The organism is uncultured Nocardioides sp. (assembly GCF_947488025.1).
Classification (GTDB): domain Bacteria; phylum Actinomycetota; class Actinomycetes; order Propionibacteriales; family Nocardioidaceae; genus Nocardioides.
Map to the genome: position 1 here is coordinate 42312 of NZ_CANKYS010000007.1, position 22979 is coordinate 65290.

18 protein-coding genes and 2 pseudogenes are annotated in these 22979 nt (G+C 68.3%); 13 read left to right on the top strand and 7 right to left on the bottom strand.

Annotation, left to right across the window (positions count from 1 at the left end):
- The first annotated feature begins 156 nt into the window (after positions 1-156).
- The 3 genes and pseudogenes from Q1B24_RS12775 to Q1B24_RS12785 all read left to right on the top strand — a co-directional run.
- Positions 157-4509: a YaaC family protein gene (locus Q1B24_RS12775; RefSeq protein ID WP_299928986.1), complete on the top strand. Its 4353-nt coding sequence runs from the start codon at positions 157-159 to the stop codon at positions 4507-4509.
- A gap of 217 nt (positions 4510-4726) precedes the next feature.
- Positions 4727-5919 (top strand): IS3 family transposase gene (locus Q1B24_RS12780; RefSeq protein WP_299928989.1). Its coding sequence is split into 2 segments (ribosomal slippage): positions 4727-5011 and positions 5014-5919, totalling 1191 coding nucleotides; the frame shifts between segments, so codons are not numbered across the junction.
- Positions 5920-5967: 48 nt separating this feature from the next.
- Positions 5968-6204 (top strand): annotated as a pseudogene (locus Q1B24_RS12785) (integrase core domain-containing protein); the annotation flags it as partial.
- A gap of 182 nt (positions 6205-6386) precedes the next feature.
- Here Q1B24_RS12785 and Q1B24_RS12790 read toward each other — a convergent pair.
- Positions 6387-6848, bottom strand: a complete 462-nt coding sequence (locus Q1B24_RS12790) for a hypothetical protein (protein ID WP_299928992.1) — start codon at positions 6846-6848, stop codon at positions 6387-6389.
- A 349-nt stretch (positions 6849-7197) separates the two neighbouring features.
- Here Q1B24_RS12790 and Q1B24_RS12795 point away from each other — a divergent pair, with 349 nt between their 5' ends.
- Both Q1B24_RS12795 and Q1B24_RS12800 read left to right on the top strand, forming a co-directional pair.
- Positions 7198-7923, top strand: a complete 726-nt coding sequence (locus tag Q1B24_RS12795; protein WP_299928995.1) for a hypothetical protein — start codon at positions 7198-7200, stop codon at positions 7921-7923.
- Positions 7924-8038: 115 nt separating this feature from the next.
- Positions 8039-8215, top strand: a complete 177-nt coding sequence (locus Q1B24_RS12800) for a hypothetical protein (RefSeq protein WP_299928998.1) — start codon at positions 8039-8041, stop codon at positions 8213-8215.
- A gap of 22 nt (positions 8216-8237) precedes the next feature.
- Here the strand turns inward: Q1B24_RS12800 and Q1B24_RS21865 are convergent, their stop codons facing one another.
- Positions 8238-8468, bottom strand: a complete 231-nt coding sequence (locus Q1B24_RS21865) for an Lrp/AsnC ligand binding domain-containing protein (protein ID WP_366916497.1) — start codon at positions 8466-8468, stop codon at positions 8238-8240.
- A 146-nt stretch (positions 8469-8614) separates the two neighbouring features.
- On the opposite strand from Q1B24_RS21865, the gene Q1B24_RS12805 reads away from it, so the two are divergent.
- Complete coding sequence (locus Q1B24_RS12805; RefSeq protein ID WP_299929001.1) at positions 8615-9874, top strand: IS256 family transposase; 1260 nt, start codon at positions 8615-8617, stop codon at positions 9872-9874.
- Positions 9875-9901: 27 nt separating this feature from the next.
- Here the strand turns inward: Q1B24_RS12805 and Q1B24_RS12810 are convergent, their stop codons facing one another.
- Complete coding sequence (locus Q1B24_RS12810) at positions 9902-10195, bottom strand: winged helix-turn-helix transcriptional regulator (protein WP_299929004.1); 294 nt, start codon at positions 10193-10195, stop codon at positions 9902-9904.
- 1578 nt (positions 10196-11773) lie between these two features.
- Between Q1B24_RS12810 and Q1B24_RS12815 the strand changes: the two genes are divergently transcribed.
- Positions 11774-13912, top strand: coding sequence for an indolepyruvate ferredoxin oxidoreductase family protein (locus Q1B24_RS12815; RefSeq protein WP_299929006.1), 2139 nt, complete (start codon positions 11774-11776; stop codon positions 13910-13912).
- Between the two features lie 925 nt (positions 13913-14837).
- Here Q1B24_RS12815 and Q1B24_RS12820 read toward each other — a convergent pair.
- Complete coding sequence (locus tag Q1B24_RS12820) at positions 14838-15737, bottom strand: helix-turn-helix transcriptional regulator (protein ID WP_299929009.1); 900 nt, start codon at positions 15735-15737, stop codon at positions 14838-14840.
- Between the two features lie 161 nt (positions 15738-15898).
- Here Q1B24_RS12820 and Q1B24_RS12825 point away from each other — a divergent pair, with 161 nt between their 5' ends.
- The 4 genes from Q1B24_RS12825 (at position 15899) to Q1B24_RS12840 (ending at position 18908) form a co-directional block, all read left to right on the top strand.
- Positions 15899-16918, top strand: a complete 1020-nt coding sequence (locus tag Q1B24_RS12825; RefSeq protein WP_299929527.1) for a zinc-dependent alcohol dehydrogenase family protein — start codon at positions 15899-15901, stop codon at positions 16916-16918.
- Positions 16919-17125: 207 nt separating this feature from the next.
- Positions 17126-17479: a cyclophilin-like fold protein gene (locus Q1B24_RS12830; RefSeq protein ID WP_299929012.1), complete on the top strand. Its 354-nt coding sequence runs from the start codon at positions 17126-17128 to the stop codon at positions 17477-17479.
- A gap of 5 nt (positions 17480-17484) precedes the next feature.
- Positions 17485-18075: a DapH/DapD/GlmU-related protein gene (locus Q1B24_RS12835; protein WP_299929015.1), complete on the top strand. Its 591-nt coding sequence runs from the start codon at positions 17485-17487 to the stop codon at positions 18073-18075.
- Between the two features lie 143 nt (positions 18076-18218).
- Positions 18219-18908 carry a hypothetical protein gene (locus Q1B24_RS12840; RefSeq protein WP_299929018.1) on the top strand — a complete coding sequence of 230 codons (690 nt, stop codon included), beginning with the start codon at positions 18219-18221 and terminating at the stop codon, positions 18906-18908.
- 17 nt (positions 18909-18925) lie between these two features.
- Here Q1B24_RS12840 and Q1B24_RS12845 read toward each other — a convergent pair whose 3' ends face one another.
- Positions 18926-19879 carry a helix-turn-helix domain-containing protein gene (locus tag Q1B24_RS12845; protein ID WP_299929021.1) on the bottom strand — a complete coding sequence of 318 codons (954 nt, stop codon included), beginning with the start codon at positions 19877-19879 and terminating at the stop codon, positions 18926-18928.
- 82 nt (positions 19880-19961) lie between these two features.
- Between Q1B24_RS12845 and Q1B24_RS21870 the strand changes: the two are divergent.
- A pseudogene (locus Q1B24_RS21870) lies at positions 19962-20915 on the top strand (NAD(P)-dependent alcohol dehydrogenase); the annotation flags it as partial.
- Between the two features lie 108 nt (positions 20916-21023).
- Here the strand turns inward: Q1B24_RS21870 and Q1B24_RS12850 are convergent.
- Positions 21024-21251 carry a hypothetical protein gene (locus Q1B24_RS12850; protein WP_299929023.1) on the bottom strand — a complete coding sequence of 76 codons (228 nt, stop codon included), beginning with the start codon at positions 21249-21251 and terminating at the stop codon, positions 21024-21026.
- Between the two features lie 134 nt (positions 21252-21385).
- On the opposite strand from Q1B24_RS12850, the gene Q1B24_RS12855 reads away from it, so the two are divergent.
- Entirely contained in the window at positions 21386-21907 is a 522-nt protein-coding gene (locus Q1B24_RS12855) for a GNAT family N-acetyltransferase (RefSeq protein ID WP_299929026.1), read from the top strand.
- A gap of 14 nt (positions 21908-21921) precedes the next feature.
- On the opposite strand, the gene Q1B24_RS12860 is transcribed toward Q1B24_RS12855, so the two are convergent.
- Positions 21922-22962: a LacI family DNA-binding transcriptional regulator gene (locus tag Q1B24_RS12860; RefSeq protein ID WP_299929029.1), complete on the bottom strand. Its 1041-nt coding sequence runs from the start codon at positions 22960-22962 to the stop codon at positions 21922-21924.
- Between the last annotated feature and the right edge of the window lie 17 nt (positions 22963-22979).

Below are 22979 nucleotides of genomic sequence, written 5' to 3' on the forward strand. Positions count from 1 at the left end.
CGTACCCTGAGCGGAGTGTGGCTAGATTCGACTTCCCCCACGGACGGCGAGGCGTCCCGGGGCGTGACCGGTGCCGCGCTCGGAGGAGCGTGGAGCGGCCTGCGCTCACTTCGCTCATCCCCGCCGGCGCTGGGTGGCCGGTCCGACCGGAAGCGAGTGTTCACTTCGGCGCTCGAGCAGTCGGAACAGCTCTTCGCTGCCGCGGCAGCGGTGGGAGTCGCGACCAGGCCAATCCTTGCCTTCTATGCTCTCTCACAAGCAGGCCGAGCAATCGCGGCAGCGCTCGCGAGCGACTCGTGGCGCCTCAACCAACACGGCATAGGGATCGGTGGGGATGCGACGCCGGGCGGCCCACTCGCGAGCCTCACCGTCGTTCCACATGAAGGCGGGTCCTTCGGGCGAATCCGCGAGATCATGGCATCTTCCCGTCTGCCCGAGAAGACCGCCTTAGGTGCGCTGTGGCCGTTGCTGGCGGAGGCCGAGCCGCAGCCCCTGTCCGGAGGTGGCGAGGATCGCTCCCTCTTGATCACGGCGGAAACGTCGATGTGGGCGGGCGGCATACCTGCCATGTTCGTGTCGAACTTGCCAGACTGGCTCGCACGAGACGTCGAGATGCCTCCGCCATACGTAGCGACCCTCGGCGCGAACTACGCGGCGCAGGCCGACGCGGTGCACACCTTCCTGTCGCGGTACCCGGCCTTGTCCCGCTGCTCGCCCTTTAGAGCCAGCGGAGAACCGATCGGTATGTATCTGCACGACGACGGCACATGCTCGGTGCTGCTCCAGTGGGACAAGCAGGACGTCGCCACTGCAAGCTTCGCCGCGGTCGCGGCATCGATTGGTGTCAGAAGCAGGGATGGATGGCGCGTTTACCCGTCCTTAGACGGCGGAGAACGGCCGGTGCACCCGCTGGTCGTGTGGTGGGCCGTGCTGTTCCGCCTGTCCATGCTGGCGCGTTATGAGCCGGAGCAGTGGGATCGTCTGACAGACGTGAACTCAAGCCGAGATGCCGTACCCGTCGAGCATCTGCTGCGAGAGGCCCTGTCTGCGGTGCCTGCGCTCGTGTTTGAGGTACTCACCGCTGACCACGCCTCCACCTACCCCGGACTCGTCCCTATCACCGGCGGCACCGACTACGGGCTGGACGCAGAGATCGGGACCGACGATAGAGCTGTGGGAGTGGTCATCACCTCCTCGCGCACCTGGGACGGCGCGCGCCGGAGCCTGCGCGGGAGCCTGGAGTCGATGAGGCGCCACGGACGCGGTGTCGAGTATGTAATCGCGGCCAACCTCGCAGAGGTGAACCGCAGACGACGGGACAAACTGCAAGCGATCGCGGCTGAGTTCGAGTGCGAGCTCCTCCAAGTTCACGACCGGGCATGGTTCACCGAGCAGTTCCGAGCGAATCCAGACTGGCGTTCCAAAATTCTGGCCATCGAGGGCCGCCCCTTCAGCTTCTCCCGCGAACCGCGCGGGGCGCTGCCGGACGAACGGCAACTCCCCTCTGTGGGACGCGATCATGAGATCTATCTGGCAGACCACGAGCCTGGGGACCTCATCATCTGGGGCGTGCCGGGTGTCGGAAAGAGCCACGTCGCGGCACGCCTCAGCGGCGCCCTCTTCCTCGAAGATCCGGTCGATCCTCAGCAACTCCTCGACGACCTCATCAGCGCAGCTCCTGATGTCGTTGTAGTCGACGACGCCGGCGGCCGAATCCAAGACCTGCGCACGCTGCTACGCGTCAGGGCCGCGGAGGGGATGAGATTTCGGATCGCAACGACCTGCTGGCCGCACGAGACCGACCACGTCGCTGATGTACTCGTCGACGCCACCAAGGTGCATGTCGACCTGCTCAGCCGGGAGGACATGGGCAAGCTCCTACGGCTACGAGGCATCACCCGGGTCGCTGTGTTGGCGCACCTACTCGACCAGGCGCAGGGCAGACCCGCGTGGGCACTACGGCTGGCCGACCTGCTCGTTCGACACGGTGACTGGCAATCGGTGTGGACTGGCGACGCGCTCCGAGCGCAGGTGCTAACTGCCCTTCGTCGCCTCAACGCGCCAGACGACGCACGCGAGATTCTGGGATGCATCGCGCTTGTGGGCCGAATCGACGAGGACCAGGCACACCGTCTGGCGAATCTGCTGCAGCTTCGCTACGCCACGTTCCTGCAGCTGCTGCGATCCGTGGCGATCGCAGGCCTCGTCGACGTGCAGCAACGACACGCCTATGGGACCACCGAGCCGACCTTGGAACAGACCTTCGAGGTCGCCCCGCGGGTAGTCGCGGGAAGCCTGGCTTCAGAGGTGTTCTTCTCCAGCCACCCGAGCCCAGTACGGCTTCGAGATCTGAAGGAGGCCATTCCCGAAGCCGCGGCCCAGGTGGTGCAACACCAGATCTACGCCAGGTTGACGGGGGCACCGAGGGCCGTCGTGCCATCGGATGCCGAAGTCCTTGACCTGTTGGCTGGCGGCAGGCACGTCGACCACAACGAGTTGCTTCGCACGTACGCCGCCATTGGCCGACCACAGGCTGCCTTTGTATCCGGATACTTGGTGTCCCGGATCGAGGACGCCTGTCATGCCGGGAACCCCGCCACAGCGGTGAAGCACGCGACGCTACTCGCCACGCACGTCGCGGAAAGGCTAGATGCTAGCGGCGCCGCGGACCTGGACCGCCTTTTCGGAGTACTGGAAGAGTTGGCGGCCAGGGACTGGCACACTGATTCGATTGTCGAGGCGCTGGTTGATGCGGCAAGGGCTCCGTTGAGTGGTGATCTCCCAGACGTCGACGAACTCGCCGGCCTATTGGAGCTAATCGGGCACAAGTTTCCCGACCGGCTATCCGACACGCTCTGGGTTGGGCTGGCTTGCGAGGCGCTCAAGCCCATCTTCGACGACAACTACATGAGTCCCGAAGTACACCGCCAAGTCGTCCTTCGGTCTTTCGCGTGGCCGGCCGACGACATGGTCAGACTCTTCGAAGCCATGCGCCCCGAACTGGTCCGACGCGCACCTCACTTCACCCGACCCCAAGCGAGCAGGCTTCTAGATCTCCTTGGCAAGTGGGTACGGCTCGCGGACGGTCGAGGCCTGCCGTACGGCGGCAACGTGAGCGCAGAGCAGCAACGAGTGAGCCGTGAGATCGCTACCGCGCTCGCGCAGGAGGTCGCGCACGCCGTGCGATCGCCCGGTCTGCGCGCCAAGTTCAACGAGGTGACGCACTCCCTGGGAATGCTCCTTGAGGAACCCGACCCCTTGTTCGCGTCGCTCGTTGCAGACCGACACCACCGCGTGCAGCGCAGAGATCGTGACAAGTCCGCGCGGGTGAAGGAGACGGCACTGACGGCGGCCCTGCAGCCATACCTCGACCAAGACCCGGCTGTCCTGATGGCATGGATCGACGAGCACCGCGAGGACCTCTCAACCCTCCGCAACGGAACAGCGCCTTCTTGGATCATGAGGCACATTGCGCGGCTACCGGACGTACGGCCCGGCGACTGGCTCGAAGCAGCCGCCAAAGCTGGCTTGGCCCGCTTCGCGGGGGCATTCATGGACCGTTGTCTGGAGACGGACTCGCTCACCGGAGCCATGGCTGAGCAACTGATGAGCGACCCCGACAGCCGCGCGACCTTCATCGAGGTGGTTCTCGCCGAACGGCCTGAGCCCATCGACGGGCGAATTGTCGAAGCCGTGATCTCTCAACTGACCGTCGAGGACGTCGCGATGCTGGACGAATCGCTCGCATTGCACGGTATCGACGAACACACTCGCCGGTTGCTGTTCACCCACCGCGACTCGGCCGTGCGGAGTACTGCGGCTGCCGTGTGGATTGCAGACCATGCCTACGACGACGGCCTACCTGACGATGGCTACTGGGTCGAGGCATTGTCGGAGCTCGCGCTTCCGAACGACATGCTCAAGCCCCACACCCAGGCACAAACGCTCAGCGCACTGGTCAAGACCGCGCCGGGAGCCTATGCGGACCTACTTGCTAAGCACGCCGAACAAGTGGAGCGCCGTGGCCGCGTCGACTTCGCTCAGTGGGAGGACAGCGCGCAGCAACTGTCGAACGACGAACGTGACGCCCTGTGGAACCGCGTGTCGGGCACGCGACGCGCGCGGGAGATCTTCTGGGTTCTGGCCGGACAAGATGTCGAATGGGTGAAGAAGACGGTCGGCGAGCCCGGCTTCGCATTCACCGCAGATGCTCTCGTGAGCGCCACGCGCTACCAAGTCAATCCGCGGTTTTCGCTCAGGACCCTCGCCGAAGCCTTGCGCCCCTTGGGTTGGGAGCCCGACGACATCGTCTGGACCCTTGATGTCGGCACGATGACTGGAGAGGACCACGAACGCTACGCGCGTCACGTCGAGACGTGTCGGGTCCTCGCGGCCTCGGAAGAGCCTGACATCGCGCGCTTGGGCGCAAGAGGTGTCGAGATCTTCGAAGCGCGCCTAGCTCAGGCCGAGGCTGAGGCACACTGGGCTGCCGTCCGCGGAGTCTCGTAGGAAGGCTCGGCGGACCCACTGGTGCGCATCAACATGCCCCCCATCACGTATCACCGACTCGAAAGAGACCGTCGCCATCTCCGCGCACGCCGCACTCGACACACCGCCGGCTCTGTCTCGAGGCTCACTTGAGACGCTGCGGCGTCACCTGGGACTGATGCACGGATAGGTGACATCTGATCTGCGTCGATGTGTCGGCGCTGGAAGGATGTGCACCATGCCGAAGGCGTTTCCCAAGGAGTTCCGCGAGGACGTGATCCGGGTCTATAAGGACTCCGATGCCTCGATGGCTCAGGTCGCTAAGGACTTCGGTATCTCGCCGTCGTGCCTGAAGCGCTGGCTCGCGATCGAGGAGAAGAACTCGACCCGGTCGTCTGGCTCGCCCCAGTCGGGTAGCGAGTCCGACGCGCTGCGTGAGGCGAATAAGCGGATCAAGCTTCTCGAGCAGGAGAACGAGGTGCTGCGCCGGGCTGCCGCCTATCTGTCGCAGGCTCACCTGCCGGGAAAATGATGTACCCGCTCGTCCGCGAGCTGGCCGGCGACGGGGTCCCCGTCACGGTGACGTGCCGGGTCTTGAAGATCGCCCGCCAGCCCTACTACCGCTGGCTGGCCAGCCCGGTCACCGATGCCGAGCTGACCGCGGCCTACCGTGCCAACGCACTGTTCGACGCTCATCGCGACGACCCCGAGTTCGGCTACCGATTCCTCGTCGACGAGGCGAAGGAGGCTGGTGAGCCGATGGCCGAGCGGACCGCCTGGAAGATCTGCTCGGACCTGGGCTGGTGGTCCACGCACGGCAAGAAGCGCGGCGGCAACACCAAGAAGCCCGGCCCGCCGGTCCACGACGACCTGTGCGCCGTCACCGACAAGCACGGCGTGACCCGGCACGAGTTCAGGGCCGACCGCCCGAACGAGCTCTGGCTCAGCGACATCACGGAACACTGGACCGGCGAGGGCAAGCTCTATGTCTGCGCGATCAAGGACGTCTATTCCAACCGGATCGTCGGGTACTCCATCGACTCACGCATGAAGTCGTCGCTGGCGGTCGCGGCGCTGAACAACGCCGCTGCTCGCCGTCGTGATGTGGCCGGCTGTGTGGTTCACACCGACCGCGGGTCCCAGTTCCGAAGCAGGAAGTTCGTCCACGCGATCAACCGTCACTCGATGGTCGGCTCCATGGGCCGAGTCGGGGCGGCAGGCGACAACGCAGCAATGGAGTCGTTCTTCGCGCTGCTGCAGAAGAACGTCCTCAACCGACGAGCCTGGCCGACGCGTCAGGAGCTGCGGATTGCCATCGTGACTTGGATCGAGAAGACCTACCACCGACGTCGTCGCCAGGCCGCTCTCGGACGTTTGACCCCGGTCGAATACGAGTTGATCATGAAGCCGGCCGCGACCCAGGCGGCCTAACCAACATTGTCACCCGTTCGTGCAGCAGTCCCCAACGACGTCAAGCGCGTCTGCGCAGCCCTGGGCGCGAAGCAGAAGTTCATCCGACCCCACTGCCCCTGGCAGAACGGCAAGGTCGAAAGGCTCAACCGCACCCTGGCCACCGAGTGGGCCTACCGCCACGGCTTCACCAGCAACGACGCCCGCGCAGCCGCACTTGCACCCTGGCTGGAGCACTACAACACTGAACGACGCCACAGCGCACTCGGAGGCAAGCCACCGATCAGCCGCGTGCTACCAACCTGATGGCCGGGTACAACTAGTCGCGATACGCCGCAACGCAGCCCAGGTGATCTCGAACGTTGCCGGACGACCTGCGTCGCCACCCTCTGATTCAGGGTCCGATACCCAGCTCGGCTCCTCTGCCCCACGAGGCGCCGCCAGGTTGCGGCCGGTCGAGAGCCGCCGCCCTTGCGATGGCCTTTCGGCTACACGGCGCGGCCGCTGGAAAGCAACTCAGTGTGGGGGAACGACGTGTAGTCGAGGTCGCCGGCCAACGGGAGTCCGGAGAAGTCGACGAACCACTCGTCTCGAGTCACGGCGTGTGCGGGGCGAGCGACTGGACAACACGCCGAGTCGTGAGTCACACGCAGCATGAACGCGCGGGCGTGTTCTGCCTCCCACCGCGGATCGTGCAGGGCATCCCACAGTTCGTCATCCGTGAGGGGAACTTCCGGTCGCGTCGCCCAGCCCCTCGGGAAAGGCCACCAAGCAGCGACGTCTCGGCAGTCGAGGGCGGGCACTTCGTTGTAGAGGGTCACCTCGACACACATGTTGCCTTCGTCATCGGCCATGTTCTCGATCCGGATGCCGAAGTGGAGGCGGTCAGCTGCCCACGCGAAGTTGTAGGCGTCGCCGCAGTCGGGGTGGAAGTAGTCCTTGAGCTTCACGCGGAGGAGTCCTGCGTTGTCGCTGCGCTGCTCGGGCGCGCCCGCACTGGGCGCATGTATCTGGTTCGGGGTCATGTCTTCCCTGTGCCATGCGACTGTGATCGCGCGTCGCATTGGGCGAGGCGCGCACCGTCGAGTAAGTGAGTCGCGACGCCTGAGCGTTGCCGCGGGTCGTTCAGGGCCGATGTTTGTATGCTGCGACACTCGCGCTGGTCTAAGTCGAGGGGGACTGTTGGCAACCGATTGGGTTGCGCGCACGCTCGCTGGGTGTTCGGCTCTGGTTGCCGTCTCGTCGTTCATCTGGGCGGTGGTGTCGTGGCGGCTCAGCGGCCCGTCCCTGCGTCTGCACATGGTGGTTGACGACTACAACCTGATCATCCGGGTCTTCAACCGCGGCCGGGGGAGTGACTCGATCGAGCACCTGGTGCTCGGCGGTACCAAGCACGGTCTCGGTGGGGAGGACCTCTCGCGCACGCTGGGACTGCCTCTCACCATCGCACCGGGAGAGTCGTTCAGCCGAAGGGTTCGGCTCGCTTCACTACCCGTCAGTGAGGTCAAAAGACTCCGGTCGGGGTGGGAGGTCGTCTGGCTGTTGTGCGGCTCCATGCGGCTCCTCCGAGGAGAGGTTATCCCCGTCTCGAACCCAGCGCGGGTAGGACTGTGGGTTCTCGTCCCGCGACGCGCAAAGCTGCTTCGCTACGTGCCTTGGTTAGGAGCTGTGTTCGTGTTCGCCAGCGCCCAGCCGGGACCGGTCGCCTTCGGCATCTCGCTTTCGATGTTCGCAGCGGTCGGAATCGTCGTGCTCGCGCACTTCCTCTTCGGACAGCAGAAAGTGTCGAGTCGAGCAAGGTGGGTCGGGGTCGTCTGGACGGCGATGTCGCTCGCATCCTTGGTGGTGCACCAGCACTCGGACGACGTCGGGACCGTGACCGGCGTGACAGCGGTTGCGTTGATGGCTGCGTTCCTTGTCGCTCAGGCCTTCGCGTCGCCCGGCTTTATGGCAAGCCTGTTGTCGAGTGAGTCGTGGACACGTTGGAGACGGCTCGTCGGAGCGCGATTGATCCGAGGACGCTGACGCCGCTCAAGGCTGTTTGCCGGCATGGCCGCCTGTCGGAGAACTCGAGCCGTAGCCCAGACGTGTCGGCGGGCTTGAGTGTCAAACTGGCGTCGCCTCGGGCGAGATCGCGGAGGTGTTCGCCTGCGGCACTGCCGCCGTCGTCACGCCGGTCGGCGAGCTGCGCAGCCCCTCGTCCACGACCCCGGCGCCGGCGAGCACCGAGCTCACCATGCAGATCCGCGAGGCGCTGGTCGGCATGCAGTTCGGCCGCAGCGAGGACACCTTCGGCTGGATGCACCAGGTCTGCTGACTCGTGATCATTCGCAGAACTCTCAAGCCCTCTTCGGCCGTTCCTCGGCCAAACGGGCTAGCAGGCCGGTGGTCCGATACTGGATCAGGTCCCGCATGAGCACGGCTGTGGATGTGCGCAGCACGCCGGCGCACGACAGGATCTGCTGTCCAACTCTGTACAGGTCGTCGTTATCCCTTGCAGCAACTCGACACGTCAGGTCCCATTCGCCCGTTGTCGCTGCTGCGTCGAGCACCTCGGGGATTCGTGCCAGGGTGAGTCCCCTGGAGTGGTGGAAGTAGCGGGCCCGGCATGGCCACGGACCAGCCCCTGCCGGGGTGTCGGTCCGGGACGTGAACGGGCCACCGCGTGAGGCTCTGCGAGAAGGCTCTAATCAACTCGTAGAACAGGACTCACGCGATGACCCTGAACCAGTCTGCCCTGCTCGAGCTCACCCAGATGCTGCGCACCGCTGATGGCGGCGATCTGATGCGTCAGATGCTCGGCCTGATGCTCCAAGCCCTAGTCGATGCCGAGGCCACCAGCGTGATCGGCGCCGAGCCGCACCAGCGCACCGAGGACCGCACCACACACCGCAACGGCACCCGACCCAAGACCGTGTCCACGACATCCGGCGACCTCACCGTGAAGATCCCCAAGCTGCGGACCGGGTCGTTCTTCCCGACCCTGCTCGAACCACGCCGACGCGTCGACGTGGCGTTGCACGCGGTGGTCATGGAGGCCTACGTCCACGGCGTGTCCACCCGCAAGGTCGACGACCTCGTGGTCGCGCTGGGCGTCGACACCGGGATCAGCAAGTCCGAGGTGTCGCGGATCTGCGCCGGCCTCGACGAGCAGGTCGCCGCCTACGACACCCGCCCGCTGGACCACTGCGCGTTCCCGTACGTGTTCTTGGACGCGACCTACTGCAAGGCCCGCGTCAACGGACGGGTGGTGTCCCAGGCCGTCGTGATCGCCACCGGCGTCAGCGCCGACGGACGCCGTGAGGTGCTGGGCTCCCAGGTCGGCGACAGCGAGTCCAAAGCGTTCTGGACCGAGTTCCTGCGCGGGCTGCGCGAACGCGGCCTGGACGGCGTGCAGCTCGTGATCTCCGATCACCACCGCGGGCTGATGGCCGCGGTCGACCAGGTCATGGCGGGCACGACGTGGCAACGCTGCCGGGTCCACTTCATGCGCAACGTGCTGACCCGGGTGCCGAAGGCGTCCTCGGCGATGGTCGCGACCACGATCCGCACCATCTTCGCCCAACCCACCGGCCCGCTGGTCCGTGAGCAGGTCGAGGTCGTCGCGACCATGCTCGAACCCAAGCTCCCCGACGTGGCCGCAATGCTGCGTGATGCACGCGAAGAGATCACCGCGTTCGCCGACTTCCCCGAAGCGCACTGGTCGAAGATCTGGTCGACCAACCCCTTGGAGCGGCTCAACCGCGAGGTCAAGCGGCGCACCGAGGTCGTCGGGATCTTCCCCAACCCCGCCGCCCTGCACCGACTCACCGCGTGCGTGCTGATCGAGGCCCACGACGAGTGGCAGGTCGCCGATCGCCGCTACCTCTCCGAGAGCTCCATGGCACTACTCACCCCGCCCGAGCCCACCGCCCTGGCCCCCGCCAGCAACTCCAACGAGGAGGCAATCGACACCCCCGCCGCCGTCACGGCATAGTTCAAACCAGCAGAGCGCCACGCGCCGCTACTTCCACCACGCCACGGGACTCGATCTTCGTGCCAGGTCCTCGACGACAGGGGCGAGGTGGTCTTGCTGAACTTCGGCCGATATGACTGCTCGCACCCTGAACCCCAGGTTGTCGACGATTGCGCGCGTGCTGTTCAGCTGCAGCAACCCCTCCTCCTCAAGGCGGCCGAGGCGGTGCTGCACAGTTCGCCGGGCCAATCCCACGCGAGCGGCTACCTCGATGACCGGCGCGCGAGGAGACGCGTCCAGTGCAAGGAGGATGCGGGCGTCGGTGGCGTCGATAGGACCCATGCTGCTCAGCATGGCACGTTTCGGCCGCTGAGCCGGGTGCTGACCGGCCAGAGTGATCACTCGGGAAGAAGCTTGTTGCCAATAGGACGCCATTCAGCCGAGGCTCGGCCCAACGCGTTCGCATCCCAGCGTGCACGTCTGCTCGCCGCCCGCGAACCCCAACAGCGCCGTTGGTAGACGAAGGATTCGCACACCTCTTGAGGAGCACTCCATGAATGTCACGGTTGCGCCGCACTCGTCGGGGACGGTCACACCCCAGGAGCGGTACTCGGCCGAGGTCGGCCGCGTACAGCTCACCGGTGTGCAGGCCCTCGCGCGACTGCCGATCGACCAGCACCGGCGCGACCTCGACGCAGGTCGCGACGTCGCGACGTTCATCTCGGGGTACGAGGGGTCGCCCCTCGCCGGGTACGACCTCGAGCTGGGGCGGCAGAAGGGGCTGCTTGAGGCCAACGACGTCGTCTTCGTTCCCGGCCTGAACGAGGAGTCCGCCGCGACAGCGGTCCAGGGCTCCCAGCTGGCGAACACCCTCGACGGAGCCGTCCGGGACGGCGTGCTGGGCATCTGGTACGGCAAGGCCCCAGGCCTCGACCGGGCCAAGGACGCCTTGCGGCACGGAAACCTGATGGGCGCCCACCCGGCCGGCGGCGCCCTCGTGCTCGTTGGCGACGATCCGGCCGCTAAGTCTTCGAGCGTGCCCTGCGCCTCCGATCTGGCCCTGGCCGACCTCAACATCCCCTACCTTTACCCGGCCGACAGCCAGGACGTCATCGAGCTGGGACTGCACGCGGTCGCGCTCTCCCGGGCCACGGGTCTCTGGGTGGGGATGAAGATTGTCACAGCTGTGGCGGACGGCTCGTCGGGCGTCGACCTCACCCGCATCTCACGCTCGCCCCTGCCGATGGTGCCCCGCGGGGCGGGCCAGCACGTCCCGACCGCGCGTCTCCTCCAGCCCACGCTCGGCCCCCTCGAGCGCGACCTCGTCACGACGCGGCTCCGCCTCGCCGAGGAGTACGCCAGCCTCAACGGGTTGAACCGCGTCGTCGGGCGAGGTGCCTCGGACACCCTCGGCATCGTCGCCGCCGGACGCACCTGGCAGGACCTGCTCGCCGCGCTGGAGCGCGTCGGCCTCACCCAGGGTGCTCTCGAGAGCAGCACCGTTCGGCTGCTCAAGGTCGACATGCCGTGGCCGCTGTCCCCCGGCAGTGTCCGCGACTTCGCGGACGGCCTCGACGAGATCCTCGTCCTGGAGGAGAAGCGGTCGTTCATGGAGTCGGCCGTCCGGGACATCCTGTACGGCCGCGACGGAGCCCCGAAGGTCACCGGCAAGCGCGACGACGAGGGCAAAGACCTCGTGCCTGCCTACGGAGAGCTCGACGTCGACGGACTGCTTCCCAGCCTGCGCAAGCGTCTGGCCGCGCACCGCGCCATCGAGCCCGCCGAGGGCCTGCCCGCCCACCGACGCGTGCTCCTCCCGCTGGCTCCCGCGGACAAGCGGGCGCCGTACTTCTGCTCCGGCTGCCCGCACAACTCCTCCACGAAGCCGGGTGGGGACTCACTCGTCGGAGGTGGCATCGGATGCCACGCGATGGTGCTCCTTATGGAGGAGTCCCAGGTCGGGACCGTCACCGGCCTGTCGCAGATGGGGGGGAGGGCCTGCAGTGGATTGGCATCGCACCCTTCGTCGACCGCTCGCACTATGTTCAGAATCTTGGTGACGGCACCTTCGACCACTCCGGGTCCCTCGCCATCCGCGCCGCCGTCGCGAGCGGCGTCAACGTCACCTACAAGCTGCTCTACAACTCGGCCGTGGCGATGACCGGCGGCCAGCGAGCGGTGGGTGGCATGGGCATCGAGCAGATCATCGAGGTGCTGCGGGCAGAGCGGGTCGCGAGGATCATCGTTACGACCGAGGACATGCGTCGCTACCGGAAGCGTCGCCTCCCGCGCGGCGTCGAGGTCTGGTCCCGCGAGCGCATCGGCGAGGCGCAGCGTGTCCTCGCCGCGACGCCCGGCGTCACGGTGCTGGTCCACGACCAGGAGTGCGCGACCGAGAAGCGACGCAAGCGCAAGCGCGGTCAGCTGGAGCAGCCCGAGGCGAACGTCTACATCAACGAGCGGATCTGCGAAGGCTGCGGCGACTGCGGTCGTAAGTCCAACTGTCTGTCCGTCCAGCCCGTCCCGACCGAGCTCGGCCGCAAGACCCAGATTCACCAGGGCAGCTGCAACGTCGACTACAGCTGCCTGGACGGTGACTGCCCGGCGTTCATGACCGTGGTGCCGGGTGCGGCCCGCATGAGCGGCTCCCCGCTCGACCCGGTCGCCGCCGAGGAGCTCCCCGACCCGCGGGCCGTGACGGCGCTCGCGGACCAGTTTGGCATCCGCCTCGCAGGGGTCGGCGGCACGGGAGTCGTCACCGTCTCCCAGGTGCTCGCGACCGCCGGCCTGCTCGCCGGCTGGGCCACCCGGTCGCTCGACCAGACCGGCCTTGCCCAGAAGGGTGGCGCGGTCGTCTCCGATGTCCGGTTCTGGCGCCATGGCCCAGGCACGTCCAACAAGCTGGCCGCCGGTGAGTGCGACCTTTACGTCGGCTGCGACCTTCTGGTGGCGGCCGATGCCGCGAACCTGGACGTCGTGGCTGCGGACCGGACCGTCGCCGTCATCAACACCGCCCAGGTGCCGACCGGCCACATGGTCGCCGACGTCACCCGCGACTTCCCCGACACCGGCGAGCTGGTGAGCCGCATCCGCGACCTGACCCGTCCGGACGGCCAAACGGTGGACGCGCGCCGGCTGACGGCCGCGCTACTCGGCGACGACCAGTACACCAACATTTTGATGGTGGGAATTGGCTTCCAGTCCGGCGCGATCCCGCTTCCCGCGGTGGCCGTCGAGGACGCGATCCGCCTCAACGGTGTCGCGGTGGAGGCGAACATCCAGGCCTTCCGGCGCGGTCGCCAGCTCGTCAGCGACCCGGGTGCTTTCCACCGCGCTGTTGCTGCTGCATCCGCCGATGAGCCCCTCGACGACCCGTGGGCTGCCCGGCCGGGCGAGTCGGAGCTCGACCGGCTCCTGCGCACGCGCCACGACGACCTCGTCGCCTACCAGGACGCGGCGTACGCCGAGCGCTACGCAGCGACCGTCCGCCGCGTCCGCGAGCGCGAGCAGCACGTCGTCCCCGGCTCGACCGAGCTGGCGGAGGCGGTGGCGCGACACCTCTACAAGCTGATGGCGTACAAGGACGAGTACGAGGTCGCCCGCCTTGCGCTGGACGAGCACGTCGGACGGGACCTCGCGGCCAGGTTCGGCACCGACGCCGCCGCTGCGTGGAAACTTCACCCGCCCGTTCTGCGCGCCGTGGGCGTGGACCGCAAGCTCACGTTGGGACGGTGGTTCGCTCCGGCCTTCAAGGGGCTGGTACCCATGCGGCGGCTCCGCGGCACACGACTCGACCCATTCGGCTATGCCCACGTGCGCCGGGTCGAGCGCGAGCTGGTCGAGGACTACGTCGCCGTCGTCGACCGCCTGTGCGACCGGTTGACGACAACCAACCACGGCGTTGCCGTCCAGATCGCTCGGCTTCCCGACATGGTGCGCGGATACGAAGAGGTCAAGCTCGCCAACGTGAGGAACTACCGGGACCAACAGGCGGAACTCCTGGCTCACCTCGATGGTCCGGCAGTCCCCGAACTCGGCGGAGGAGATGCTGTTGACTAACGGCCATGGCCTGACTATCGGTACGAACACTGCCCTGGCTGCGGGCACTTTGCCTCAGGCTGACATCACAAAGCGCCTATTCATGCGGTCCGCGAAGTTCGCATCTTCGAGTAGCAGCTCATGAGTTCGAGGAACTCCGCGCGGCGACGCTGGTTTCCCGCGGCTAGTCACGGAAGGTATGAGAACGACGGGTCAGAACCGGTCTGGCGACCCGCGACCCTGGTGCATGCAAAGCAGCCAGGGGCGGCACGCGCCGCCTGTGGTGCCCTGTCTCCGAGCTGGCAGACGTTCTGGGCACTTAGTTTCGACGATATTCAGCGCGAGTCCCTCTGCACGCAGTGTCAGATCATCGTTGCGTTCGGAGACGACGGCAGTCCTGGTATGGAGCCTCGTGGCTGACGCTCAGGATTGCAGCGCGGGCTCTCTCAGGCCGTGACTTTCCGCGGCCGGTGCCGATGGTCCTGGGTGGCTCGACCTCGCCGGTTCCGGTAGGCCCTTCACCAGGTTTGCCCAGATCGCTCCACGACGTTCAGGGCGCCGGCAGGCCGAGCAAGGTGGTGGTGGTCGTCGCGGCCGTTGCTGGCGGGCGATGCCAACGAAGTGGGCCGGCCAGACACGCTCCCTCCTAATTGCCCCCTTTAATCACCGAACCAGCCCGTTCTCTTCCGTCGCCTCCCGTAGGTTCACGAAGTTGTCTTGAGCCGCAGCGGAAGGGCACGGGTAGAGCAACGACGCTGAGGACGGGCCTAGTCCACTCGTAACGACTAGGTCGTCGGTTCGATTCCGACAGGCGGCTCTGACTCCCCCGGGGACCCGAGACCCTGGGGGAGTCTTCTGTGTCTACGGAGGCTCGGTCAGACGGAGTACTCGTGTCGTCGGCGACGTAGAGGGTCTGGCCCTTGGGTGGTGGGGCTGGGGGCGAGCTTCACTGGGGAAGTCCCTCCTCGGAGTGTTCGGTGGGAACGGCCGCCTGCTGCGACGCGGCCCACGAAGCGAGCAGCCGGAGACGCTCGGCAGACGGGGAGCCGGGCTCAGCCGTGTAGACGAGCAGGACGAGTCCGGGCTCGGCGGTGATGGCGAGCTCCTCGTAGACGAGGGTGACCTCGCCCACGACAGGGTGGTCGAAGCGCTTGGTGCCCGTGCCGTGCGTGCGGACGTCGTGGGCAGCCCAGAGGCGGCGGAAGGTCTCGCTCCGGGTGGAGAGCTCCCCGACGAGGTCCTGCAGACCGCGGTCGTGGGGGTCGCGCCCGGCCTCGGTGCGCATGATGCCCACGCACATCTCGGCGAACAGCTCCCAGTCTGGATAGAAGTCGCGCGAGGCGGGGTCGAGGAACTGGAACCGAGCCAGGTTGGGGGTCCTGCCACCGCTGCCGAGGACGGGGGAGTAGAACGCGCGTCCCAGTGCGTTGGTCGCCAACAGGTTCTGGTGGGGGTCGCGGACGAAGGCCACGCCGTCGGTGATGGCCTCGAGCGCCCACTGCAGGCTGAGCCGTGACGCGGCCCTGGCCGGCGTACGCCGTCGCCGTCGGCCGCTGGTCGGGATGCCGTCCGCGGCACGCGCGAGGTCGTACAGGTGGGAGCGTTCGGTCTCGTCGAGCTGCAACGCCGTCGACAGTGCTTCGAGCACGCCCGAGGAGGCGCCGGCGATCTGGCCCCGCTCGAGCCGGGCGTAGTACTCCACGCTCAGGCCGGCCAGTGTCGCGACCTCGCTGCGCCGCAGCCCAGGCACGCGGCGGCTTCCCGTGGTGGCGAGCCCGACCTGCTCCGGAGTGATGCGCGCGCGCCGGGTGGTCAGGAACTCGCGCACTTCTTCTCGGTTGTCCACGACATCGAGACTAGGCCGGTCCGGTGGCTCCCTGCAGCCACGAGGGGTGCCCTGACAGTGCACCCCTCGACAGGGACTCCCACATGCGCTGCGGAGCGGGTTCACTCGTGACGAGGCGACAGGAGCCGCCGACCAGCGACGACGAAGAGGAGCCCAGCGCCATGCGCCAGGTAGTCATGCACGCACCCGGGGACGTCCGGGTCGAGGACCGCGAAGACCCGACGATCATCGAGCCCACCGATGCGATCATCCGGCTCAGCGCGACCTGCATCTGCGGCAGCGACCTGTGGCCCTACCGCGGCGCCGAGCCGGTCGAGCACCAGGTGATGGGCCACGAGTACGTCGGCGTGGTCGAGCAGGTCGGCGACGAGGTCCGCACGATCAAGGTCGGCGACTTCGTCGTCGGGTCCTTCTGGGCCTCGGACAACACGTGCGAGATCTGCAAGGCCGGCTACCAGGCCTACTGCACGCACCGGGTGCTCATGGGAACGCTCGGCACCCAGTCCGAGCTGGCCCGCATCCCGCTCGCCGACGGCACCCTCGTGGCCACACCCGGCATGCCCGAGCCCGACCTCATCCACTCGCTCATGGCGGCTTCCGACGTGCTCGGCACCGGCTGGTTCGCCGCCGTGGCAGCCGAGGCCGGCCCTGGCAAGACCGTCGCGGTCGTGGGCGACGGCGCCGTCGGACTCCTCGGCATCCTCGCCGCCCGGCAGCTGGGCGCCCAGCGCATCATCGCCTTCAGCCGCCACGCGGACCGTCAGGCACTGGCTCGCGAGTTCGGCGCGACCGACATCGTCGAGGAGCGCGGCGAGGACGGTGTCGCGAAGGTGAAGGAGCTCACCGACGGCCTCGGGGCCCACTCGGTCATCGAGGCCGTCGGCACCCAGGAGTCGATGATGCAGGCCATCCACTCCACCCGCCCCGGCGGCCATGTCGGGTTCGTCGGGGTCTCCCACGACGTCTCCATCCCCGGTGACGAGCTCTTCATGGCCGGCGTCCACATCCACGGCGGGCCCGCTCCGGTGCGGCGCTTCCTCCCCGAGCTCGTCCAGCTCATCTGGGACCGCAGGATCGACCCCGGCAAGGTCTTCGACCTCACCCTCCCTCTCGACAGGGCCGCGGAGGGCTACGCCGCGATGGACCAGCGCACCGCCACCAAGGTGCTCCTGCTGCCATGACCGTCGCCACGCTCGTACGCCCCACCGGCGCGTCCATGGCCCTGGCCGCGTCCATGGCCCTGGCCGCGTGCGGGTCGGATCAGCCGGTACCGGGCACCCGGGAGCCGTCGTCCGGGACGACGAGCTCGTCCACCAGCACGCACGACCCCACACCCGGCCGCGGGACCGGAGAGTCCCGGTGCCGGCCCGAACCGAGATGAGGACACGATGCAGATCGGCATCACGATCGGCGACCAGCGCTTCACAGCGACCCTCGACGACAGCGCCGCCGCGCAGGACCTGCTGGCGCAGCTTCCCGTCACCGTCGACATGGTCGACCACGGCGGGGTCGAGAAGACCGGGCCGCTGCCCGAACCCCTGTCCCTCGAGGGCCAGCCCGAGGGAGCGGACCCCGCCGTCGGTGACCTCGGCTACTACGCGCCCGGCAACGACCTCGTCCTCTACTACGGGGACCAGTCCTTCCACTCCGGCATCGTCGTCCTCGGTCGTCTCGACGACGACGCCGCCGAACGCATCGCCGCGCTCGGTGGTCCGGTCACCGCGACCGTCGAGGCGAGGTGACGGGCATGGACCTGCAGGAGTTCCTGGCTCACGTCGACGCAGGCCGCCTGATCGAGGGCGGGTCCGAGCACCACCGGTTCATGCACGACGCCGCGCAGGAGGCGTTCGCGGTCACCGCCGAGCTCAACTCGGCGTACCGGACGCCGCAAGAGATCCGCGACCTCCTGGCCCGGCTGACCGGGCGCCCGGTCGACGACTCGGTCACCCTCTTCCCGCCCTTCCACAGTGAGTTCGGCAAGAACCTGCACCTGGGCAGGGACGTCTTCATCAACCTCGGCTGCCGCTTCCAGGACACCGGTGGCATCACCATCGGGGACGGGACCCTGATCGGCCACGGAACGACGCTCACGACCCTCAACCATGCCGTCGACCCCGACCGCCGCGCCGACATGCAGCCGGGGCCCATCGTCATCGGACGCAAGGTCTGGATCGGCGCCTCCGTCACGGTCGTCCCCGGGGTCTCGATCGGCGACGGCGCCATCGTGGGTGCTGGGTCCGTCGTGACCAAGGGCGTCCCGGCCGACGCGATCGTCGCCGGCGTCCCCGCCCGATCCATACGGCCGACCGGCTTCCGGGCCGAGCCGGAGCAGGGATGAGACCGGACGGTGTCCTTGCCCGCCGACTTCGACGCAGCCCACGATGCCCCCATGAGCGAGCCTTCCACTGCCTTGCCCGGACCTCCGGGTCGCGCCCCTGACGTCGAGGACGCCTTTCGCGACGGCCCCGTCCGGATCTCTGGGTGCCCCACTACCTCCCGCACTGGACGACGCCGGACCGGTCCGCCGCACGGTTCGACATCGCGGGGGACGGGATCCGGTTGCGCATCGATCGTGACCAGCCCGACTGGCGGCCGGAAGACGCGCCGCTCCGGGTCTCCAACCTCCAGACCGGGACGTACTCGGGGGCACTGGGGACCTCCCGCGGCACGCACCGGCACCGAGACGACGGGCTCGTCGTGCGGACCGAGGTGCCGACGCGTCTGCTGTGGGCTCCGTCCGCCGGGCGCGTGGACATCACCGTGAGCGCCAGCCGCGACCTCGACTGCATGCTGGCCGCCTGGCTCGTCGGCACCGAGCACGAGGACGAGTCAGAGGCGGGTGAGGTGTGCATCTTCGAGATCGATGCCGCCGCCATCGGCGAGGAGTCCACTGCACGGTCGGGGGTCAAGGCGCACGGTGGTCCGGGCCTCACCACTGACATGACAGAGGTGCGGATGCCGTTCGACGCCACCCGGCCGCACACCTGGACCGCGATCTGGGGTGAGGGCGAGACCGTCATCGGCTGTGAAGGTGTCGTCGTCAGGCGCGTGCGCCAAGCACCGGACTACCCGCTGGTGCTCCTGGTGGACCTGTTCGAGATCGGCCGCCCGCGGGGGACGTACCCCAAGACCGCGACCATCCACTCCGTGCGTGGCTGGGACGCTCGGTAGCTGCCGCGTCGCACCGCTCAGGGGCTACGGAACTGGCGACGGTACTGCGTCGGCGAGACGCCGACCTGGGCCTGGAAGTGGTGGCGCAGCAGCGCGGCACTGCCGAGGCCGACGCGATGCGCGACCTCCTCGACCGGGAGCGTGCTCTCCTCGAGCAGCTCCTGGGCCAGAGCCACCCGTCTGAGGGTCAACCACGCGATCGGCGTCACCCCGGTCTCGTCGTGGAAACGGCGCAGCAAGGTGCGAGGAGAGACCTGGGCCCGACGCGCGATCGAGGCCACGGTGTGCGGCTCGGCGAGGCGATCGTCCAGCCACTCGAGCAGGTGGGCCAGGCCGGCGCTCGTCGCGGGCAGCAGCGGACGCTCGAGGAACTGGCGCTGCCCGCCCGCGCGATGCGGAGCGATGACCATCCTGCGCGCGATCCGCCCGGCGACGGTGTGCCCGAGCTCCGCACGGACCACGTGCAGGCAGGCATCGATCCCGGCCGCGGTCCCTGCGCTGGTGACGACCTTCCCCGCCTGCTGGTAGAGCGCGTCGGAGTCGACCTCGACGGCGGGGAACCGCGCGCGCAGCGCGTCGGCGTAGCGCCAGTGCGTGGCGCAGGGCCGCCCGTCGACGAGGCCGGCCGCCGCCACGGTGAAGGCCGCGGTGCAGACCGCGATGACGTACGCCCCACGCTCGGCGGCGGCGCGGACCGTCGAGAGCACCGCGGGCGAGGGGGGCGTGTGCATCGGTCCCGAGGGGAGCGCGACCAGGTCCGCGTCAGCGCAGGAGGCGAGGTCGAGACCGGTCGTGACGCTGACGCCACCGCCGACCACGAACGTCTCGCGGGGATCCTCGGTGCACGCCTGGTAGTCGAAGGCCGGCACGCCGTCGTCGGTGCGGTCGACGCCGAAGACCTCGTGGACGACGCCGAGCTCGAACGGCGCGAGCGGCGCCTGGAGGATCACGCGGACACGCTGGAGAGCCACGTGGTCAAGTATGGCGCGATATTTGCGGACATGGTCGCGCGCGCCACTGGTCTCGGTGTTCGTGGGCTCGGACGATGGAGTCATGACAGGCCACACCGCCGCCCTGCCGGCCACCTCCCGGAGGTGGCTGACCGCCGGGGACGGCATCGACCGACTCGAGGTCCGCGACGTCGAGACGCCGTGTGTCGGCCCGGGGCAGGTCCTGCTCCGGGTCGAGGCGGTGTCGCTGAACTATCGCGACCTCCTGGTCGTCAAGGGCGAGGAAGGGTGGCGTCCGCCGGAGCCGGTGACGCCGATCTCGGACGCTGCCGGAACGATCGAGGCGGTCGGCGCGGGGGTCACCCGTTTCGCGGTGGGGGACCGGGTCTCGCCGATGTTCCTTCCCCACTGGCGCTCGGGGGCGTTGAGCGCGGAGACGTATCGCTCGCCCGTCGGTGGCCCCGTCGCGTCGGGTGTGCTCGCCGACTTCCTCGTGCTGGACGAGGACCACGTCGAGGCGGTGCCTGCCAGCCTGGATGCCGCCGAAGCGGCCGCACTGCCGATCGCGGCGTTGACGGCGTGGCACGCCGTCGCGGTCCGCTGCCGGGTGGGCCGGGGCGATCGGGTCCTCGTCCACGGAACGGGTGGCGTGGCGATGTTCGCCCTGCGGTTCGCGACTGCGTTGGGCGCGCGGGTCGCGGTCACGACGAGCAGCTCCACCAAGGCGGTCCGCCTCGCGGATCTCGGTGCCGACCGTGTCATCGACTACCGCAGTGCGGACGTGGCCGACGAGGTCCTGAGGTGGACCGGAGGGCGAGGCGTCGACCACGTGGTCGAGACCGTCGGGGGCGCGAACCTCAACCAGTCACTGCGTGCGGTGCGGATCGGTGGTTCGATCGCGTTCATCGGACTGCTCGCCGGGCTCAGCGCCCCCATCAACACCTACGAGCTCGTCACCAAGAACGTCGAGCTGCACGGCATCGAGACGGGCTCGGCCGAGATGTATCGGGACATGGCTCGTTTCATCGACGCGCACGCGATCAAGCCGGTCATCGACTCGACCGCCCCCCCTCACCGACGTACGCGACGCGCTCCACAGGCTCGAGAAGGGCGATCACTTCGGCAAGATCGTCCTGGTGGCCGGTGGCGCGTAGCCGGCGGTGACCTACCGGAGGTGACGGACGTGCTCCCAGTCCCGCGTCCGCGCGTTCCAGCGCTCCAGCACCCAGGGCCACTGGCTCCGGAGCTCGGGTGGCCGCTGCCGGTTGCGGCTGGCGGCCCACCGGTGTGCCTCTTCCTGGGCCTCGCGGCCGGTCGGGCCGGCGAAGTCCCGCACGATCCGGTCGCGCTCGGGTGGGTCGTCGGGTCCCGGCGCGTAGGCGACGCGGTACACCACCTGCATGGTCCCTCCCGAGCACGGCCGAGGCTCGTGCCGTCGGTTTCTCGTCCACCTGTTCAGGAGGCCGGACGGAGGGATCTGATACGTCGGTGCGCCGAGCCGCGTGGCGTCGTGCGAGGCTTGCCGGCATGGCACGCGGAGCCGGTGACCCCGACGTGCTGCTCGAGACCACCCGCCTGCTGCTCAGGCCGTGGCTGGTGGAGGAAGCCGTCGTCCAGCGCGAGATGTGGCTCGAACGCGACGCGCGGGTGCCGCCGCACCGTCGCATCGACGCGGACGGACACCCCACGCTGGCGGCGTTCGAGACGTCGATCCGAGCGGGCGACCCGTCGTCCGCCGGGCTGCTCGCAGTCGAACGCAAGGCCGACGGGGACGTCATCGGATACTGCGGTCTGGTGGGTGGAACCGGCGTGCACGAGCCGGAGCTGGCGTTCGAGCTCCTGCGTCGGTCCTGGGGCCAGGGCTACGCGACCGAGGCCGGGTGGGCGGTGCTGGACTGGGCGAGGGCGTCCGGTCACGACCGGCTGTGGGCATCGGTCTGGGACTGGAACGTCGCCTCTCGCCGCGTGCTGGCGAAGCTCGGGTTCACCGAGTCCGGCCGCGAGGAGACGCCGTACGGCATCAATCTCATGACGACGAGAGGCCTCTGACCGGGACCTGCATGTCAGCCCAGTGTCGACGTCCGGGCGACCAGCTCGGGCGTGAACTCGACCTGCTGGTGCTCGTGGTCGGGGTTGTTGACCTCGTCGATCAGCAGCTCGGCGGCCGCGCGTCCGAGGGCCTGTCGCGGCTGTCGTACCGACGACAGCGGGACAGCGGCACCCGCGGCGAAGGAGATGTCGTCGTAGCCGACGATGGCGAGGTCCTCCGGCACGCGTTGCCCGCTCGACACCACCTGCTGGAGGAGACCCAGGGCGACCAGGTCGTTGGCGCAGAAGACGGCACTGGGCCGCTTGCGCTTCGGCAGTCCCGCGAGCCGCTCGCCGGCGACGTGACCCTCCTGGACCGACAGCGCCTCGGTCTCGACCCGGATCAGGTCGGTGTCGGGGAGACCTGCCTCGCGCCACGCCTCGCACGCTCCCTCGTAGCGGTCCCGGACCTGTCCGATCGAGTCCGGTCCACCGACGAACGCCACGCGGGTGTGGCCCTGGTCGAGGAGGTGCTCGATGGCGATGCGTCCACCGAGCCGGTCGTCGACGGTCACGGAACAGAACGACCCGCTCGTGGCGGCGCGGTCGACGACCACCAGGGGAGTGCCCTGCTGCACGATGCGGGGAAGCTCGGGAGCGTCCGGGTCGACGGGCGTGATGAGGATGCCGTCCACGCGCTGCTGCTGCAGGTGGGCCAGGTGCGCGCCCTCACGGGTGCTGCGACCGTCGCTGTTGCAGAGGAACAGGGAGAGGTCCGCCTTCTCGGCCGCGAGCTCGATCCCGCGAGCGACATCGGTGAAGAACGGGTTGGTCGCGTCGAGCATGACGTAGGCGAAGGTGTTGCTGCGGCCCATCCTGAGCTGTCGCGCGGACTCGTTGAGCACGAAGCCCAGGTCGGCCATCGCCCGCTCGACCCGGTCCCGCGTGCTGGCGCTCACGCGGTCCGGGCGGTTGAGCACGTTGGAGACGGTGCCCAACGACACCTGCGCCCGCTCTGCGACGTCCTTGACCGACGGGCGTCGACCGGGTCGCGGCGACGCGGCGGTCCTGGACATCTGGCTCCTTGACTGAG